Below are 16,899 nucleotides of genomic sequence, written 5' to 3' on the forward strand. Positions count from 1 at the left end.
GGGGCCGGAGTGGATCAGTTGGGGGTGGTGTCGGGGGCCGGGAGGCGGACCGTCTCCACCGAGGGAGCGTCGCCGTCCAGGCCGGAGATCCAGCCGGTGACGTCCCGGGCCACGTCCTGCGCGGTCAGCCGCAGGTCGGCCAGGATCTGCGCCCGGGTGCCGTGCGGGTGCCAGTCGGCCGGTACGCCCAGGTCGCGCAGCGGCACCCGGACGTCGGCGTCGCGCATCGCCTGACCCAGCGCGTCACCGACACCGCCGGTGCGGACGCCGTCCTCGACGGTGACGACCAGGCGGTGCCCGGCGGCCAGCTCGACCAGTTCGGCCGGCACCGGACGCACCCAACGCGGGTCGACCACGGTGACGCCGTAGCCCTGCTCGGCCAGCCGGGACGCCACCTCCATCCCGAGCAGGCCGAAGGAGCCCACCGCCACCAGCAGCACGTCGGTACGGGCCGACTCGGCCAGCACGTCGACCGGGCCGACCCGGCGGATGGCCGGCAGATCGGCGGCGACGGTGCCGGTGGGGAACCGCACGATGGTGGGACCGTCGTCGACGGCGATCGCCTCGCGCAGCTCCTCCCGGAGGCTGGCGGAGTCGCGGGGAGCGGCGATCCGCAGCCCCGGCACCACCCCGAAGACCGACATGTCCCAGATGCCGTAGTGGCTCGGCCCGTCCGGCCCGGTGATGCCGGCCCGGTCCAGCACGAACGTCACCGGCAGCCGGTGCATCGCCACGTCCAGCAGGACCTGGTCGAAGGCGCGGTTGAGGAAGGTCGCGTAGACGGCCACCACCGGGTGCAGGCCGCCCATCGCCAGGCCGGCCGCGGAGGTGGCCGCGTGCTGCTCGGCGATGCCCACGTCGTACACCCGGTGGGGGTGCTTGCGGGCCAGGGTGGCGATGCCCGTGGGTTCGGCCATCGCAGCGGTGATGCCGACCACGTCGGGCCGCTCGTCGGCGATGGCGACCAGCTCGTCGGCGAAGACCTGGGTCCACTTCACCGACGGGGCGGCGAGCAGCTTGCCGGTCTCGACGTCGAACGCGCCCGGACCGTGCAGGCAGTCCGCCTCGTCCTCCTCGGCCGGGCGGTAGCCGTAGCCCTTGCGGGTCACCGCGTGCACGATCACCGGGCCGCCGAAGTTCTTGGCCGCGCGCAACGCCGACTCGACGGCGGCGACGTCGTGCCCGTCGACCGGGCCGACGTACTTGATGCCGAGGTCCTCGAACATGGCCTGCGGGGCGACCGCGTCCTTGATGCCCTTCTTGACCGCGTGCAGCACCTCGTACATCGGCTTGCCGACGAACGGGGTGTTGCCCAGGGCGTCCTTGACCGTGTCGAGGACCTTTTCGTAGCCGGGGTTGAGCCGCAGCGACGACAGGTGGTCGGCCAGACCGCCGATGGTGGGCGAGTAGGAGCGGCCGTTGTCGTTGACCACGATCACCAGCCGGTTGCCGGCGGTGGCGATGTTGTTCAGCGCCTCCCAGCACATGCCGCCGGTGAGCGCCCCGTCGCCGACCACGGCGACCACGCTGCGCTGCTCGCCGCGCAGGGCGTACGCCTTGGCCAGCCCGTCGGCGTAGGACAGGGCGGTGGAGGCGTGCGAGTTCTCGATCAGGTCGTGCTCGCTCTCGCCCTGGCTGGGGTAGCCGGAGAGGCCACCGCGCTGGCGGAGCTTGTCGAAGCCGTCCTGCCGGCCCGTGATGATCTTGTGTACGTACGACTGGTGGCCGGTGTCGAACAGGAGCCGGTCGCGCGGCGAGTCGAAGACCCGGTGCATGGCCAGGGTCAGCTCCACCACGCCCAGGTTGGGGCCGACGTGTCCACCGGTGCGGGACACCTTGGCGATCAGGAAGTCACGGATCTCGGCGGCGAGGATGTCCAGCTGTTCGCCGGTCATCCGCTTCACGTCCTGCGGACCACGGACGGTGCCCAGTAGCCGACCGTGGTTGGCCGTGTCCTCGTCAACACTCATGACGTGAGAGTCTATCGGCCGCCGCACACTCCGCAGCCCTGCCGTGGATCACCGCAGGTGGGGGCCCTGATCGGCGGCGCGAAGGCCGCCGCTGCCGGTGCGACGGCCGGGGACGGCCCGGGTCAGCGGAGCACGACCAGCCGGCGGGGCGGACGCGACGGGGCCACCCCGTACGGCGGCCCGGACGGCGTCCACGAACCCAGCACGGCGGCCCGCCGTGCGCCGGTCACCGACGGCAGCGCGCCCGGCAGTCCGTGCCAGGACAGCCACCCGAGCAGGGCGAACGCGTACGCCTCCCGGGCCTGGGCGGGCACCCCCAGCTCGTCGGTGGTGCGCAGCGTCCACCGGTCGCCGCCGAGGGCGGCCAGCCGACCCCACAGGGTCGGGTTGCGGACCCCGCCACCGGCGGCCACCAGCTCGGTGACCAGGTGCCGGGCGCAGGCGTCGGCGACCGTCCGGGCGGTCAGCTCGGTCAGCGTGGCGAACACGTCGTCGCGGGCGACCGGTTCCCCGAGCGCCGCCAGCCGGTCGTCGAGGTAGCCGGCGTGGAACAGCTCCTTGCCGGTGGACTTGGGCGGCGCCGCCGCGTAGTAGGGCTCGGCGAGCAGCAGCGCCAGCAGCCCGGGGTGCACCCGGCCGGCCGCCGCGCGTGCCCCGTCGACGTCGCAGGGCCGGTCGAGGAACCGGCGGGCCGCCGCGTCGAGCAGGGCGTTGGCCGGGCCCACGTCGTAGCCGAGCACGGGGGCGTCCGGCGCGACCACGGTGAGGTTGGCGATGCCGCCCAGGTTGAGCGCCGCCCGCACCCCGCCGCCGGGCCGCCCGCCCGGGTCGGCGTCGGCGGCCGGGGCGAGCAGCAGGGCGTCGAAGGCGGGGACCAGCGGCGCGCCCTGCCCGCCGGCGGCGACGTCCGCCGACCGCAGGTCCGACAGCACGGGTACGCCCACCCGGGCGGCGACCCGGGCCGGCGCACCGAGCTGGAGGGTGCCGTGCACGGTGCCGCCGTCGACCCAGTGGAAGACGGTCTGCCCGGGTGAGACGACCAGGTCGGCCCGCCCGCCGGCCAGCTCGACGCCGAGCGCGGCGGCGTCGGCGAACACCGCGCCGAGGGCGTTGTCGAGCCGGCAGACCGCCTCGACCGTGGTCGGCCGTGGCGGCAGCACCGCGCCGATCCGCTCCCGCAGCTCCGCGTCGTAGCCGCACTCCCGGTGCCCGAGCGGGCGCATCCGCAGGGTGTCCCCGGCGGTGCCGAACTCGGCGGCGACCACGTCCACCCCGTCGTACGAGGTGCCCGACATCAGCCCGACGATCTTCATCGGGCCAGGCTAGTCAGCGGGCCGGGGGCAGGAACAGGCCGACGAGTTCGACGTGCTGGGTCATCGGGAACAGGTCGTAGCCGCGCAGGGTGGCGAGCCGCCAGCCGGCCCGGCCGAAGGTGCGCACGTCCCGGGCGAAGGCGGCCGGGTCGCAGGCCACGTAGGCGATCGCCCGGGGGGTGGCGGCGATCATGTCCCGCACCACGGCCGCGCCGGCACCGGTGCGCGGCGGGTCGAGCACCACCAGGTCGACCGGGCCGGTGATCCGGCGGCGGGCCAGGGCGGTCTCCACCCGGGCGGCGACCACCTCGACCCGGGACAGGTCGGCGAGGTTGCGCCGGGCGGCGGCCACCCCCTCGGCGGCGGACTCGACCACGGTGACCCGGGCGTCCGGGCCGACCCGGGCGGCGAGCGCAGCGGCGAACAGACCGGCCCCGCCGTACAGGTCCCAGACGGATTCGCCGGGCCGCGGGTCGAGCAGATCGAGGACCGCGTCGACCAGGGTGTCGGCGGCGGCCGGGTGCACCTGCCAGAACCCGCCGGCCGGCAGCGTCCAGTTCCGACCGGCGGCGACCTCCCGTACCGTCGCCGGGGTGTCGCCGGCCGCCGGCCCGCCCGGGGCCCCGGAAAGGTCGGCCGTCGCCGGCCCGCCGGGGAGGTCGACCGGGGTGGGCGTCCCGTCGGCGAGGGCGGTGACCACGACGTCGCCGCCGGTGGAGGCGACAGTCGCCACCGCGTCGGCCGCCGGCCAGTTCCGCCCGAGCACCGGCAGCGCCTGGATCGCCGGGTGGGCGATCAGGCAGCGGTCGATCGGCACCACCTCGTGCGAGCGGTGCTTGAGCAGCCCGGCCCGGCCGGTGGCGTCGACCGCGTAGCGGACCCGGGACCGCCAGCCCAGCGGGCCGCCGGGCAGCGGCGCGACGGTGACCCGCAGCGCGTCGATCTCGGCGTCGGTGAGCCCGCCGAGCCGGCTGAGCTGCTCGCGGACCACGGCCGTCTTCCAGTCGAGCTGGGCGGCCGGGGCCACGTGTTGCAGGTCGCAGCCGCCGCAGCCGCCCGGCCGGGCGTACGGGCAGGGCGGGGCGACCCGGTCCGGCGACGCCTCGACGATCTCGACGGCGTCGGCGCGGGCGAACCCCCGGTGCAGCTCGGTCACCTCGGCGACCACCCGTTCGCCGGGCAGCGCGTGCCGGACGAAGACCACCTGGCCGTCGACCCGGGCCACGCAGTGCCCGCCGGGGGCGACCGCGTCGACGGTCAACTCGACCCGCTCGGCCTCCTCCAACCCGGACCGCTGGTCCTCACCGGGCCGCCGGTCCTCGCCGCCCGACCGGTCCGGCCGGGCGGTGCCGGCCGGCGCGGTGCGGTCGGTGGTCACGGAACGGGCGGGGCCGGGGTGGGCGGTCACTGGCGGTCTCCGGTCGACGGGCCGGGCTCGCCGGGCGGGGCGGTCACCGGCGGTACGGGCGGCGGCAGGGTGCTGCGCGGCGCGACCCGGGGCCCCCGGGCGGGGGTACGGCTCAGCGTCTCGTCCAGCCGGTCGAGGTTCTTGGTCGCGGTGGACGCCAACTGCCACGGCACACTGGTCACCATCACGCCCGGCTCGAAGAGCAGCCGCCCCTTGAGCCGCAGCGCGCTCTGGTTGTGCAGCAGGTTCTCCCACCAGTGGCCCACCACGTACTCGGGGATGAAGACGGTGACCACGTCGCGGGGCGACTCCCGGCGGGTGTTCGCCACGAAGTTCAGGATCGGCCTGGTGATCTCCCGGTACGGCGAGTCGACCACGGTCAGCGGCACCGGCAGTTCCCGCCGCTCCCACTCCTGCTGGAGCTGCCGGGTGTCCTTCTCGTCCACGTTGACGGTGACCGCGGTCAGCGTGTCCGGCCGGGTGGCGCGGGCGTAGGCGATGGCCCGCAGGGTGGGCTGGTGCAGCTTGCTGACCAGCACGATGGCGTGGTTGCGGGCGGGCAGCACGCCGCGTACCTCGGTCGGTTCCAGCTCGGCGGCGATCCGGTCGTAGTGCCGGCGGATGGCCAGCATCAGCACGTAGATCACCGCCATCGCGGCGATGGCGATCCACGCGCCGAGCAGGAACTTGGTGATCAGCACGATGACCAGGACGGTGCCGGTCATCGCCATGCCGAACGCGTTGATCGCGCGGGAGCGGAAGATCCGGCGGCGGGCCTCCGGGTCCCGTTCGTGGCGCAGGTGCCGGTTCCAGTGCCGGATCATGCCGGCCTGGGAGAGCGTGAACGAGACGAAGACGCCGACGATGTAGAGCTGGATCAGCCGGGTCACCTCGGCCTGGAAGCCGACGATCAGCACGATCGCGAAGACGGCGAGGAAGACGATGCCGTTGGAGAACGCCAGCCGGTCGCCCCGGGTGTGCAGTTGCCGGGGCAGGTAGCGGTCCTGGGCGAGGATCGAACCGAGCACCGGGAAGCCGTTGAACGCGGTGTTCGCGGCCAGGAAGAGGATCAGCGCGGTCATCCCGGCGACCACGTAGAGCAGCACCGACCCGCCGCCGAAGACGGTCTCGCCGAGCTGGGTGGTGACGGTCTTCTGCACGTACCCGTCGGGGCCGGAGAGGATCTGGGTGTTCGGGTCCTCGACGAACTGCAGGCCAGTCAGCCGGGCCAGCCAGATGATGCCGACCAGCATGGCCACCGAGATCGTGCCGAGCAGCAGCAGGGTGGTGGCCGCGTTGCGGCTCTTCGGGGCCTTGAACGCCGGCACCCCGTTGGAGATCGCCTCGACCCCGGTCAACGCGGCGCAGCCGGAGGAGAACGTCCGCAGCAGCAGGAACACCAGCGCGAAGCCGGTGACGCTGTGCTCGGCCTGGATCTCCAGCCCGGCGCTGGGGGCGCGCAGGTCGTCACCGAGGACGAAGTACCGGACCAGGCCGGTGAGGATCATCCCGCCGATGACGATCACGAAGCCGTAGGTGGGGATGGCGAACGCGGTGCCGGACTCGCGCAGCCCGCGCAGGTTCATCGCGGTCAGCACCACCACCGCGCTCACCGCGATCAGCACCTTGTGGGTGGCCACGAAGGGCACCACCGACCCGAGGTTGGCCACCCCGGAGGAGACCGACACGGCGACGGTCAGCACGTAGTCGACAAGCAGCGCGCTGGCCACCCCCAGCCCCGCCCGGGGACCGAGGTTGACGGTGGCCACCTCGTAGTCGCCGCCGCCGGAGGGGTACGCGTGCACGTTCTGCCGGTAGCTGGCCACCACGGTCAGCATGACCACGACCACCGCGAGGGCGATCCAGGGGGAGAACAGGAACGCCGACGCCCCGGCGATGGAGAGGGTCAGCAGGATCTCGTCCGGGGCGTACGCGACGCTGGACAGCGCGTCGGAGGCGAAGACCGGTAGGGCGATGCGCTTGGGGAGGAGGGTGTGCTGGAGCCGGTCCGACCGGAACGGTCGACCGACGAGGAGTCGCTTCAGCAGCGAGGTGGGACTGGCCACAAGCGCTAAGGGTACGACCACCGCATCGTGGTCGCCGGGGGGTGCCTGATCCCCTTCCCGGGCCCCGGCGCGGTACCGTTCGGTCCCCCGTGGTCGGGGTGGACGTGGCAGGCTCGCAGACGACAGTCGCCGGGAGGCGGGCACACCTTGGGAGGGACACCGTGCACGTCGTGATCATGGGCTGTGGGCGGGTCGGATCGACGCTGGCCCAGAGCCTGGAGTCCCGGGGGCACTCGGTGGCCGTGATCGACCAGGACGCCGACGCGTTCCGCCGCCTGGGCCCCGACTTCGCCGGGATCACCGTCACCGGTGCCGGCTTCGACGGCGAGGTGCTGCGCCAGGCGGGCATCGAGCGGGCGGACGCCTTCGCCGCCGTCTCCAGCGGCGACAACTCCAACATCATCTCGGCCCGGTTGGCCCGCGAGACGTTCGGCGTCTCCCGGGTCGCCGCCCGGATCTACGACCAGCGCCGGGCGCAGGTCTACGAGCGGCTCGGCATCCCCACCGTCGCCACCGTCCGCTGGACGGCCGACCGGATGCTGCGCCACCTGGTCCCCGAGGGCAACGTGGAGATCTTCCGGGACCCGACCAGCACCGTGTCGATCATCGAGGTACCGGTGCACAAGGACTGGATCGGCCGGCCGCTGCGCCAGTTGGAGGAGGCGGCCGGGACCCGGGTGGCGTACCTGACCCGCTTCGGCATCGGCATGCTGCCCACCGCGTCCAGCGTCGTACAGGAGGGTGACCAGCTCTACCTGCTGGTCACCGACGACATCGCCGCCCAGGTCACCGCGGTGGCCGCCACGCCGCCCGAAGGAGGGCACTGAGCCATGCGGATCGCCATCGCGGGCGCCGGCAACGTGGGCCGGTCGATCGCCCAGGAGCTGATCGACAACGGCCACCAGGTGATGCTGATCGAGCGGCAGCCCCGGATGCTGCGCCCGGACCGGGTGCCGACCGCCGACTGGGTGCTGGCCGACGCCTGCGAGCTGGCCAGCCTGGAGGAGGCGAACGTCGCGGGCTGCGACGTGGTGGTCGCCGCCACCGGCGACGACAAGGTCAACCTGGTGGTGTCCCTGCTGGCCAAGACCGAGTTCGCGGTGCCCCGGGTGGTGGCCCGGGTCAACCGGGCCGAGAACGAGTGGCTGTTCACCGAGCAGTGGGGCGTCGACGTGGCGGTCAGCAAGCCCCGGGTGATGGCCGCCCTGGTCGAGGAGGCCGTCACCGTCGGCGACCTGGTCCGGCTGATGACGTTCCGGCAGGGCGAGGCGAACCTGGTGGAGATCACCCTGCCGCCGACCGCGCCCTACGTCGGCCAGCCGATCCACGCCGTGCCGATCCCCCGGGACGCCGCGCTGGTGGCGATCCTGCGCGGCAAGCGGGTGCTGGTGCCCAGCCCCGACGACCCGATCGAGGCCGGCGACGAGCTGATCTTCGTGTGCACCGCCCAGGTGGAGGACGAGGTGCGCGGGGTGATCCTCGGCCCGGACAGTGTGGAACGGACGCGCGGCGCGGGCTGACCGTCCCGCCCCGACGGGTGCCGGACGGTCGCGTACCGGCCGTCCAGGCCCGGGTGCCGGCCCTGGAGAGGTCAGCCGCCGGGCAGCGGCTGCGGGGCGGACTCCCGGGTCACCCGGCGTACCACCCACACCGTGATCAGCAGCAGCAGCGCGTACGGCGGGTAGCCGAGGGCGAGCCGGGCCACCCCCAGCGCGGTGTCCTGGTGGGCCAGGTAGAGCCCGGCCTGCACCCCGACCTTGGCCAGCCACACCACCCCCCAGAGCACGGTGAGCTGGGTGAAGGTACGCACCAGCCGGGGGTCGTCGCGCCACTCGGAGCGCCCCTTGGCCACCAGCACCGACCAGATCCACCCGACCAGGGGCTGCCGGATCGCCGCGGAGAGCAGCAGGGCGATGCCATAGCCGATGCCGTAGAGGATGCCCGGGAGGTAGAAGTCCCGCTCGTCCCCGGTACGCCAGGCGATGGCCGCGCCGACCGCGATGCCGAACAGCCCGTTGACGGCGTGCCGGACCGGACGGCGCTGGATCAGCCGGACGACCGCGATCAGCACCGCCACCCCGACCGAGGCGATCACCGCCGGCCGCAGCTCGCCGACCACGTTGGCCAGCACGAAGACCACCACGGGGATGCTGGACTCGACCAGCCCGCGCCAGCCGCCGAGCTGGTCGGCCATCTGCTCGGCGAGGCTGGGCAGCGGCTCGTCGTCCGGCGGGGTGGTCTGCGGCTCGGTGGCCGGGGGCTGTCCCGTCGTCACTTCGGCGACTCCAGCTCGTAGTACGGGTTGTAGATGACCTTGCGGTCGTCCCGGACGGCGACCCGGCCCCGGGCGGTGAGGTGCCGGCCCGGCTCGATCCCGGCGATGTGCCGTCGACCCAGCCAGACCAGGGTGACCACGTCACTGCCGTCGTAGAGGTCCGCCTCCAGGGTGGGCAGGTTGGTCCGGGGCGTGTAGACCACCGTGCGCAGCCGCCCGGCGACCGAGACCACCTGCCCCCGCATGCACTGCCGGGCCAGCACGCCACCGGACTCGGCGCTCTCCCGGCGCAGCTCCTGCGCCTCGATCTCGGCCTCGCTGGCGGTGAACCGGCGCAGGATGCCCCGTAGCGACATCCGGCTCTCGTCGGTCGACATGACCTCCGCGTCACCCTCTCCACGCTGACCGGTCGGCGCCGGCGTCACCCCGGCCCCGGGTGGGACCGTGCCGCCAGCGTACGCCGATCCGGCCCCGAGGCGGTCGTCCGGTGCGTCCGCACCCGGTCGGCACCCCCCACCGGAACGCCACCGGCGGCTCGCGGCCGGGACGCGCCGCCGGCCTCGGCCGGGCGGACAGCGGTCCGGGCCGGACCCGGCCACCTCAGGCGGCGGGGCCCGGCCCGGACGGGTCGGTCACACCTCGCGCGGGGCGGGCGTCGCGGCGTCGCCGCCCTCGGCCTGGTCGGCCATCTCCCGGGGCAGCCGCAGCGGCAGCGGCTCGCGCACCGGCTTCGCCTCCTGCCCCCGGTCGACCACCAGGCCGTCCAGGCAGGTGGCGAGCGGGCCGGCCGCGGCCGGGTCGGTGGCGGCGGCACCCTGGTAGACGCCCCGGACCATCCAGCGCGGACCGTCGATGCCGACGAACCGCAGGTCGGTCGGGCCGTCCGGGGTACGCACCCGGGCGTGCAGCTCGACGCCGTACTCGCCCCGGGCCTCCTGGGCGGTGGCGCCGTCGGCGATCAGCGACTGCCGGATCTCGTCGCGCACCTCGTCCCAGATGCCCTCGGAGCGGGGGGCGGCGAAGACACCGAGCTGGAGGGCGTTGTCCCCGTGGACGAGCACCACCTGCTGGATGACGCCCTGCGGGTCGGCCTGCACCCGCACCTCGACCCCGGGCACCGCCGGGATGTGCAGGCTGCCCAGGTCGAGCCGCTGCACGTCGTCCGGCGCCTCGGCGACGTCGTACGGGCCGCGGGCCGGGCCCGCCGTCTCGTACGCGTCGGGGCCGTCGGCCCGCTCGTCACGGGCGTGCCGCCCGTTGTCGGCCCGCTTTCGGGAGAAGATCACTGCGCCCACCCTCCGCTGTTCGCACTCACCCTGCCACCTCTTCCGTCCGTTCGCCGACCCGGTCGGTGTCCGCCGCCCGGGTCGGGCCACCGGGCGGGGGCACGAGCCCGGCGTGGCCACCTGTCGACCCGTGTCCGCCAATCCCCCGTCGGGACCCGGGCAGCACCGCCACCGGCTGGAAATCGGCCCGCTCCACCCGCTGGACAACGAGTTGCGCGATGCGATCGCCACGGGAGATCTTCGCCGGTGCGTCCCGATCGTGGTTGATCAGGTTGACCAGGATCTCACCCCGGTAGCCGGCGTCGACCGTACCGGGCGCGTTGAGCACCGTCACGCCGAGCCTGGCGGCCAACCCGGAGCGTGGGTGGACCAGGCCGACGTAGCCCTCCGGCAGGGCCAGCGCCAGGCCGGTGGGGACCAGGGCCCGGCCGCCGGGGGGCAGCTCGACGTCCGCGGCGGCCACCAGGTCGGCACCGGCGTCGCCCGGGTGGGCGTACGCGGGCAGCGGCAGCTCCGGATCGAGCTGCCGGACGGGCACGGGTACGACGTGGGTCACGGGTATGCCTCTTCCGTCGGCGTTCACGGGGTGCCCTGCCATCCTGCCGGGTCGACCGCCCGTCGTGTTCCGTACCCTCGAGGTGTGAGCCTGTCGCCTTCCCCGTCGTCGCACGTCACGGCCGCCCCGGCGTACTCCGAGCGGCTGGGCCTGCCGTGGTGGTGCTGGGCGGCCGGGCTGGCCCTGGCCGGGTTGGCCGCCGTCGAGCTGTGGATGGGCGCCGGCGGGGTACGCGCCTGGCTGCCCTTCGTGCTGCTGCTGCCGGCCACCCTGGCCGGGTTGTGGTGGCTGGGCCGGGTCCGGGTCGCGGTCGCCGACGGTGAGCTGTGGGTCGACGACGCCCACCTGCCCGTCCGGTACGTCGCCGACGCGGTCCCGCTCGACGCCGGGGGCCGGCGCGAGGTGCTCGGGGTGGGCGCGGACCCGCTGGCCTTCGTGGTGCAGCGGCCCTGGATCGGCGGTGCGGTGCAGGTGGTGCTCGACGATCCGGACGACCCCACCCCGTTCTGGGTGGTGAGTTCCCGCCGGCCGACCGAGCTGGCCGCCGCCCTGCTGGCCGCCCGCGACGCGGCCTGAGCGGGGCGGGCGGGGTACGGCCCGACGCGCCTCCCGGGCCGGGCGGCCGGGGTCGGTTCGTGGTCAGGGCTGGCCGGGGGCCGGCAGGGCGGGTGGCCCGCCGGGCAGCTCCCGGCGCTGTTTGCGCAGGTCGCGGCGGAGCTGGTCGGCCAGGGAGCGGGTGGCCCGGCGGTTGAGGTAGCTGGCCACGGCCGCCCCGGTGAGGAACGGGCCCAGCGTGGTCAGGTTGCGGCCGAACCGCTTGAGCAGGGTGTCCCGCAGTTCCTTGCGGGCGGCGGTGCCGAGCACCGCGCTCACTCCGACGCCCGGCATCATCGGGTTGATCCCCCGCTGGCTGGCCCAGGACTGGACCAGGGCGATGGTCCGGGGGGTGCCGCCGGCGGGCAGCGGCGCGCCGTAGATCTCGTGCAGCTCGCCGATCAGCTTGAGTTCGATCGACACCACGGCCACCGTCTCGGCGGCGAGCAGCACCGGCGCGGACAGCAGGGTCGGGGCGACCGTCCACTCCACCGCGGCGACGCCGCCACCGGCCGCGCCCACCCCGGCGGTGGCCCGGGTGGCGTTGCGGACCAGCCGGTCGGCCAGCGCCTCGTCGTCCAGGCCGGGGAAGTGCCGCCGCAGCGTCGCCAGGTCCCGGACCGGGATGTGCGGCGCGACGTCGGCGACCGTGTCGGTCATCCAGCGCAGCGCCGCCCTCGGCTTGAACAGGTCGGCGATGCCCCGACCGCGGGCCTGCCCGACGAGCCGGGCGAGCAGTTGCCGACGCCGGGCGGGCGCGATGTCGTCGGCGGTCAGCGCCGCCACCGTGGCACCCAGCTCGTCCCCGGGCGGCGCGGCCGGACCGCTGCCGGCCGGACTGCTGCCGGGCGGCACGGCCGGATTGCCGGTGGACCGGTCCCCGGGAACGACGACGGGCGGGCCGGCGTCGGACTTCGGACCGTCCGGATCGGACCCGCCGTGCTCGTTCATCCGTCTGCCCCTCCCGTGATGTCCACCGCTCCGGTGGACGCGCCTACCACGAGTCAAGCAGCAACCCGCCGTACCCGCACGGCGGCTCGGGCAGCGGCGGCCCCGCGAGGAGGCCGCCGCTGGTGTGGTGGGTGCTCAGACGCACTCGCGGCAGATCAGGTCGCCGTTGCGCTCGACCGCCAACTGGCTGCGGTGGTGCACCAGGAAGCAGCGTCCGCACCGGAACTCGTCCTGCTGCATCGGGAGGACCTTCACGGTCAGCTCCTCGTCGGCCAGGTCGGCGCCGGGCAGCTCGAAGCTCTCGGCCACCTCGGCCTCGTCGACGTCCACGGCGCCCGACTGTGAGTCGACCCGCCGGGCCTTGAGCTCTTCCAGGCTGTCCTCGCCGAGGTCGACCTCGTCGCGACGCGGGGCGTCGTAGTCGGTGGCCATCGGTTTCACTCTCCCATATCGATGTTGTCGCTTCCGGTTGTAACGCCGGGCGACGCTGTTTCGGTTCCCACTGGCCGGCCACCAATGTGTGTCGGTCGCCCGACCCGACGGCCTCTGGATCAAGGTCGCCGGGGGCAGGACCCGACGAGCGCGGTACCTTACCCCCTACCGGGCGAGGCATGTATACCGCCCTCGCGGCAGACATGTACGCCCCAGCGGCCCAAGATGTTCCCAATGTGACTCAGGCGACACGAAGATAGGGGTAGTAGTACCCCGTTCCCGGTTGGCGCGCCGGCATGTCGGACTGTTTCCACGCGTCCGCCGGACAACCGTTAACCTCAGCGGCGTACTCGACGGCCGACGGCGCTGCCCGCCGCCGACGTCCGCCGCCACCACCCACTGTCCGGGGAGCACCCAGATGAGCTTTGCGCGAGTGCGAGCACTCGTTGTCGTCGGCCTGCTGGCGGTCGTCGCCCTGGTCATCGTCATCGTCGCCGTGGTCCGCGACACCCAGGGCAGCGGGGCCAACGCCAGGGGCTGCCCCGAGGGCTGGCCGCTGGCCGACCTGTCCCTGCGCACGTACAAGGATGTCAAGATCAACATCCTGAACGGCACCAACGAGCCGGGCCTGGCCAGCAGCGTGGGCGACGACTTCCGCAACCGGAAGTTCCAGGTCAAGAAGGAGGGCAACGCCGCGCACTTCGACGGCGTCGCGCTGCTGCGGTTCGGCCCCAAGGGGGTCGGCTCGGCACACCTGCTGCGCGCTTTCTTCCTCAACAACGCCGAACGCGACTACGACCCCAAGCGCCAGGACGACACGGTCGACGTGGTGCTGGGCGACAGCTTCCAGCAGCTCGCCACCACCACCGAGGTCAACCAGTCCCTCGGCGACCTGGGCGCGCCGGTCGCCCCGGAGGGCTCCTGCCCGATGCCGGTGGAGGACAAGTAACCGACCGCGTTCGCCGCCGTCCGGTCACCGGCACCCGACCGGCCCGCCGCCGGCCCTGGCCCCCGGTCCTGCCGGCTGCCGGACCCCGGTCCGGCAGCCGGATGGCGGCGGGCGGGGGTGTTCAGGGGCCGCCGGAGGCGTCCAGCGCGGCCAGCCGGGTGTGCAACGACGCGAAGAGCGCCGGTGGGGCCGCGATCACCAGGTCGGGGCCGGCCGGGCGACCGTCCAGCCCGGTGACCCGCAGCCCGGCCTCCGCGGCGACCAGCCCGCCCGCGGCCAGGTCCCAGGCGGCCAGCCCCTTCTCGTAGTAGGCATCCACCCGCCCCTCGGCGGCCAGGCAGAGGTCCAGCGCCGCCGCCCCCATCCGCCGGATGTCCCGCACGTCCCCGATCAGCTCGGCGACCACCCGGGCCTGGTGCCGGCGGCGGCCGGCGTCGTAGCCGAACCCGGTGGCGACCAACGCCTGCCCCAGCTCGGTCTCGGTGGAGCAGCGCAGCCGCCGGCCGTCGCGCCAGGCGCCGCCACCGGCGGTGGCGGTCCACTCCTCGCCGGTCGAGACGTTGCGCACCACCCCGGCGACCACCCGGCCGTCCACCTCGGCGGCGAGCGAGACCGCGCAGTACGGCAGCCCGTAGAGGTAGTTCACCGTGCCGTCGATCGGGTCGACGACCCAGCGCACGCCGCCCGTGCCGGCCTCGGCCCCGCCGTACTCCTCGCCGAGCACCACGTCGTCCGGCCGGACCGCGCGCAGGGCGGCGAGGACCTGCCGCTCCACCGCCCGGTCGGCGGCGGTGACCACGTCGGTGGCGGTGCTCTTGGTCGCCGCGACCGAGACCCCCTCGGCCCGCATCCGGGCCGCCGTGCCGGCCGCCTCCCGGGCCACCGCGACGGCGATCCCGAGCAGTTCCCGTGCGGTAGGCGTCGAACCGGTCATCGAACCCTGCCCCCTTCGCGGCCGCCGTGGGCACCGGTCGGGAGCCGCTGGCGTGCCGCCCCGCCGTCCGGCGCGGCGCGTGCCCCGCCGCGCGTCGTCGATCTCGTCCGGACAGCATAGGCAGGCGCCGTTGCGGCCGGGCGCACCCGGTGCGACGGGCGGTTTCCGGGTCGACCGACCGACCGTCCGGGCGGGTCGACAGGGTGGCCGCAAAGTCGACATCCGTGCCGAACCGGCGGTACAGACGGCCGGTTGCCGTGCGCCGCAGGATGATCGCGCCAACCGGGGTTACAATTCACCCTGCCCACGCGCCACGGACCACCGCCGCACAGCCGGCCCGGGACACGGGGGCCACTCAACGACGTCGACGGCACGGCACGCCACGCTGCGCCGGACGACTCCGGCCGTGCTCGCTCTTCGCCTCCGGAAGGTCATTCGTGACAGAACCCCGCCAGCCCGGCGCCGACGTTCGCTCGCTCACCGACACCCTGATCGCCCACGCCCAGAGCGCCGGTGGTCAGTTGACGTCGGCCCAGCTCGCGCGCACCGTCGAGTCCGCCGAGGTGACCCCGGCCCAGGCCAAGAAGATCCTGCGGGCGCTCTCCGAGGCGGGCGTGACCGTGGTGGTCGACGGCTCCGCCAGCACCCGTCCCCGCCGGGTGGCCGCCGCCCGGTCGGCCACACCGGCCTCGCGGGCCACCACCGCCAAGACCACCAAGAAGGCCGCCGCGCCGGCTCCGAAGCAGGCGCCCGCCGCCGAGGAGGCCACCGCGCCCGCTCCGCGCAAGGCGGCCCCGCGCAAGGCGACCACCACCGCGGGGGTGGCCGCGAAGGCCGCCACGCCGGCCGCCAAGGCGACGAAGTCCACCCGTGCCACCAAGGCGACGGTGGCCGCCGCCGGGGCCGGCAAGGCCGCCGCGAAGGCCAAGGGCGAGGGCGCCGAGGGCGAGATCGATCCCGAGCAGCTGGCCGCGGAGATCGAGGACGTGGTGGTGGAGGAGCCGGCCGAGCTGGCCCGGGCCGCCGAGACCGACGCCGCCGCCTCCGCGACCGACAACGACTTCGAGTGGGACGACGAGGAGTCCGAGGCGCTCAAGCAGGCCCGCCGGGACGCCGAGCTCACCGCCTCCGCCGACTCCGTCCGGGCGTACCTCAAGCAGATCGGCAAGGTTCCGCTGCTCAACGCCGAGCAGGAGGTCGAGCTGGCCAAGCGGATCGAGGCCGGGCTCTACGCCGCCGAGCGGCTGCGTGCCGCCGACGACGGCGAGGAGAAGCTGACCCGCGACATGCAGCGCGACCTGCTCTGGATCTCCCGGGACGGTGAGCGCGCCAAGAACCACCTGCTGGAGGCGAACCTCCGGCTGGTCGTCTCGCTGGCCAAGCGGTACACCGGGCGCGGGATGGCCTTCCTCGACCTCATCCAGGAGGGCAACCTCGGCCTGATCCGCGCGGTCGAGAAGTTCGACTACACCAAGGGCTACAAGTTCTCCACGTACGCCACCTGGTGGATCCGGCAGGCGATCACCCGGGCGATGGCCGACCAGGCCCGCACCATCCGCATCCCGGTGCACATGGTCGAGGTGATCAACAAGCTCGGTCGCATCCAACGCGAGCTGCTCCAGGACCTGGGCCGTGAGCCCACCCCGGAGGAGCTGGCCAAGGAGATGGACATCACACCCGAGAAGGTGCTGGAGATCCAGCAGTACGCCCGGGAGCCCATCTCGCTCGACCAGACCATCGGCGACGAGGGCGACAGCCAGCTCGGTGACTTCATCGAGGACTCGGAGGCCGTGGTCGCGGTCGACGCCGTCTCGTTCTCCCTGCTGCAGGACCAGCTCCAGCAGGTCCTGCAGACGCTCTCCGAGCGGGAGGCGGGGGTGGTCCGGTTGCGCTTCGGCCTGACCGACGGCCAGCCGCGCACCCTCGACGAGATCGGCCAGGTCTACGGGGTGACCCGGGAGCGGATCCGGCAGATCGAGTCCAAGACGATGTCCAAGCTCCGGCACCCGTCGCGCTCCCAGGTACTCCGGGACTACCTGGACTGAGCCGGTTACGTCAACCCGTCGTGTCGGTTTGATCACCAGGCGTAGAACATGCGATGGTGACCGGTCCAATACGTGTTTGTGATCGTTGACGTGGCACCCTGGGTGCACGGCACACTGTCC

At 74.0% G+C, this 16,899-nt stretch carries 16 protein-coding genes; 5 read left to right on the plus strand and 11 right to left on the minus strand.

Annotated features, from left to right (window positions below):
• Positions 1 to 14: 14 nt before the first annotated feature.
• The 4 genes from dxs to B5D80_RS25140 form a co-directional block, all read right to left on the minus strand.
• Complete coding sequence (gene dxs, locus B5D80_RS25125; RefSeq protein WP_088646416.1) at positions 15 to 1,970, minus strand: 1-deoxy-D-xylulose-5-phosphate synthase; 1,956 nt, start codon at positions 1,968 to 1,970, stop codon at positions 15 to 17.
• A 122-nt stretch (positions 1,971 to 2,092) separates the two neighbouring features.
• Positions 2,093 to 3,283, minus strand: a complete 1,191-nt coding sequence (locus B5D80_RS25130; RefSeq protein ID WP_088646417.1) for an anhydro-N-acetylmuramic acid kinase — start codon at positions 3,281 to 3,283, stop codon at positions 2,093 to 2,095.
• 13 nt (positions 3,284 to 3,296) lie between these two features.
• A complete protein-coding gene (locus B5D80_RS25135; protein ID WP_088646447.1) occupies positions 3,297 to 4,568 on the minus strand; it encodes a class I SAM-dependent RNA methyltransferase in 1,272 nt (423 codons plus the stop codon).
• Between the two features lie 119 nt (positions 4,569 to 4,687).
• Positions 4,688 to 6,757 carry an APC family permease gene (locus B5D80_RS25140; protein ID WP_088646418.1) on the minus strand — a complete coding sequence of 690 codons (2,070 nt, stop codon included), beginning with the start codon at positions 6,755 to 6,757 and terminating at the stop codon, positions 4,688 to 4,690.
• A gap of 161 nt (positions 6,758 to 6,918) precedes the next feature.
• Here B5D80_RS25140 and B5D80_RS25145 point away from each other — a divergent pair, with 161 nt between their 5' ends.
• Entirely contained in the window at positions 6,919 to 7,584 is a 666-nt protein-coding gene (locus B5D80_RS25145; protein ID WP_088646419.1) for a potassium channel family protein, read from the plus strand.
• Between the two features lie 3 nt (positions 7,585 to 7,587).
• On the plus strand, positions 7,588 to 8,277 hold the full coding sequence (locus tag B5D80_RS25150) for a potassium channel family protein (protein WP_088646420.1): 690 nt from the start codon (positions 7,588 to 7,590) through the stop codon (positions 8,275 to 8,277).
• Positions 8,278 to 8,348: 71 nt separating this feature from the next.
• On the opposite strand, the gene B5D80_RS25155 is transcribed toward B5D80_RS25150, so the two are convergent.
• From B5D80_RS25155 to dut, 4 genes are all read right to left on the minus strand, one after another.
• Complete coding sequence (locus B5D80_RS25155) at positions 8,349 to 9,032, minus strand: DUF3159 domain-containing protein (RefSeq protein WP_088646421.1); 684 nt, start codon at positions 9,030 to 9,032, stop codon at positions 8,349 to 8,351.
• On the minus strand, positions 9,029 to 9,409 hold the full coding sequence (locus B5D80_RS25160; RefSeq protein WP_088646422.1) for an OB-fold nucleic acid binding domain-containing protein: 381 nt from the start codon (positions 9,407 to 9,409) through the stop codon (positions 9,029 to 9,031). The genes B5D80_RS25155 and B5D80_RS25160 overlap by 4 nt, the downstream gene beginning before the upstream one ends.
• Before the next feature lie 255 nt (positions 9,410 to 9,664).
• Positions 9,665 to 10,318, minus strand: coding sequence for a DUF3710 domain-containing protein (locus B5D80_RS25165; protein ID WP_088646423.1), 654 nt, complete (start codon positions 10,316 to 10,318; stop codon positions 9,665 to 9,667).
• A 25-nt stretch (positions 10,319 to 10,343) separates the two neighbouring features.
• Positions 10,344 to 10,916, minus strand: a complete 573-nt coding sequence (dut, locus tag B5D80_RS25170; protein WP_245854972.1) for a dUTP diphosphatase — start codon at positions 10,914 to 10,916, stop codon at positions 10,344 to 10,346.
• A gap of 42 nt (positions 10,917 to 10,958) precedes the next feature.
• On the opposite strand from dut, the gene B5D80_RS25175 reads away from it, so the two are divergent.
• The gene (locus B5D80_RS25175; protein ID WP_425437255.1) at positions 10,959 to 11,450 is read left to right on the plus strand and encodes a DUF3093 domain-containing protein; all 492 of its coding nucleotides are present in this window, start codon (positions 10,959 to 10,961) and stop codon (positions 11,448 to 11,450) included.
• 63 nt (positions 11,451 to 11,513) lie between these two features.
• Here the strand turns inward: B5D80_RS25175 and B5D80_RS25180 are convergent, their stop codons facing one another.
• Entirely contained in the window at positions 11,514 to 12,419 is a 906-nt protein-coding gene (locus B5D80_RS25180) for a hypothetical protein (RefSeq protein ID WP_245854973.1), read from the minus strand.
• Positions 12,420 to 12,554: 135 nt separating this feature from the next.
• Positions 12,555 to 12,851: a DUF4193 domain-containing protein gene (locus B5D80_RS25185; protein ID WP_067315205.1), complete on the minus strand. Its 297-nt coding sequence runs from the start codon at positions 12,849 to 12,851 to the stop codon at positions 12,555 to 12,557.
• 433 nt (positions 12,852 to 13,284) lie between these two features.
• Here B5D80_RS25185 and B5D80_RS25190 point away from each other — a divergent pair, with 433 nt between their 5' ends.
• Complete coding sequence (locus B5D80_RS25190) at positions 13,285 to 13,800, plus strand: LytR C-terminal domain-containing protein (protein ID WP_194821898.1); 516 nt, start codon at positions 13,285 to 13,287, stop codon at positions 13,798 to 13,800.
• A 121-nt stretch (positions 13,801 to 13,921) separates the two neighbouring features.
• On the opposite strand, the gene B5D80_RS25195 is transcribed toward B5D80_RS25190, so the two are convergent.
• Complete coding sequence (locus tag B5D80_RS25195; RefSeq protein WP_088646425.1) at positions 13,922 to 14,734, minus strand: inositol monophosphatase family protein; 813 nt, start codon at positions 14,732 to 14,734, stop codon at positions 13,922 to 13,924.
• A gap of 437 nt (positions 14,735 to 15,171) precedes the next feature.
• Between B5D80_RS25195 and B5D80_RS25200 the strand changes: the two genes are divergently transcribed.
• A complete protein-coding gene (locus tag B5D80_RS25200) occupies positions 15,172 to 16,779 on the plus strand; it encodes an RNA polymerase sigma factor (RefSeq protein WP_088646426.1) in 1,608 nt (535 codons plus the stop codon).
• Positions 16,780 to 16,899 lie beyond the last annotated feature (120 nt).

The organism is Micromonospora wenchangensis, assembly GCF_002210435.1.
Taxonomy (GTDB): Bacteria; Actinomycetota; Actinomycetes; order Mycobacteriales; family Micromonosporaceae; genus Micromonospora; species Micromonospora wenchangensis.